The organism is Paenibacillus dendritiformis (genome assembly GCF_015845845.1).
Lineage (GTDB): Bacteria > Bacillota > Bacilli > Paenibacillales > Paenibacillaceae > Paenibacillus_B > Paenibacillus_B dendritiformis_C.
On the sequence record NZ_LDIG01000222.1, the window covers coordinates 1 to 931 of the forward strand.

General features: G+C 45.5%; 1 protein-coding gene. It reads right to left on the reverse strand.

The window, feature by feature from the left end; all coding sequences use genetic code 11:
- The coding region (locus tag ABD76_RS22385; protein WP_197259282.1) for a transposase at nt 1-296 on the reverse strand (296 nt) is incomplete at its 3' end.
- Nucleotides 297-931: the final 635 nt, after the last annotated feature.

Here is a 931-nt window from a genome sequence, read left to right on the forward strand (position 1 = left end):
TCGAAATCCAGTCCGCAAAACCACAAATAGCCCGCATGCATGGGCAGCAGTTGATACAATTCCCGTTCGGAGTGGTTGAACAAATACGAAAGCAGCATCAGTCGAACCATTCGCTCCGGGTCAGCCGCCGGGCGACCGGTGCGTTCCGTATATAGCGGCGCTACCCAATCATGGACGATGGATAAATCAAGCGCCTCGTTGATTTGACACAGGATGTGCTTTTTCGGCACGAGTTCATCCATATCCACGAATTGAAACATCTGAGGCTGGACAGCCGATGACTTATAGGCTTTCATGTTCAATCACTCTCTCGATTATTTGTTACAGTACAAATTCGACAAAACCGTGGGAAAGACCTGTTTAAGCGGACTTTTTCACCAGACTTCTATATTATACTCGTTTATTGTTTAACGTAAGTGACCATGAGTCACTATAATCCGAAATCGTACACGACGTGGTTACCCCTGTGCTTTCAAACACATCTTTCTTGATCGGCTTCCAATTAGAGGGTGGACTATAGGAAAACGTAAAACTGGAGGGACGGTACTCTTGGATTTGAGTGGTTAACTTACCATTTTCCCCTTCTCCTGTTGCCCCCAATTTGACGAGTTGATTCGTCACCCTCAATTGAGAGTCATTTATCTGCCATCCTCCGCTTGCTCCTGCATGTTTAATATAACTTTCACCTGAATCCGTGAAAGGGTTACGAATAAGAGAACCATCACTATCAGTTGTAACGATAGGCGCAGAAAGCAGAGGTGATGACTCGATTCACTTGAAAAAGACATCACGAAACAAAGCTTCCCTTGTGCAAAGCTTGAACGGAAACATAGGTTCGCAATCTATTATCCCGACAAGGTCCCGTAAATGCGCTGGAATGTCTGAAACCATGGACTATGTCTTCCGAAGCGGAGCTTCGTTTGTCTGGCAT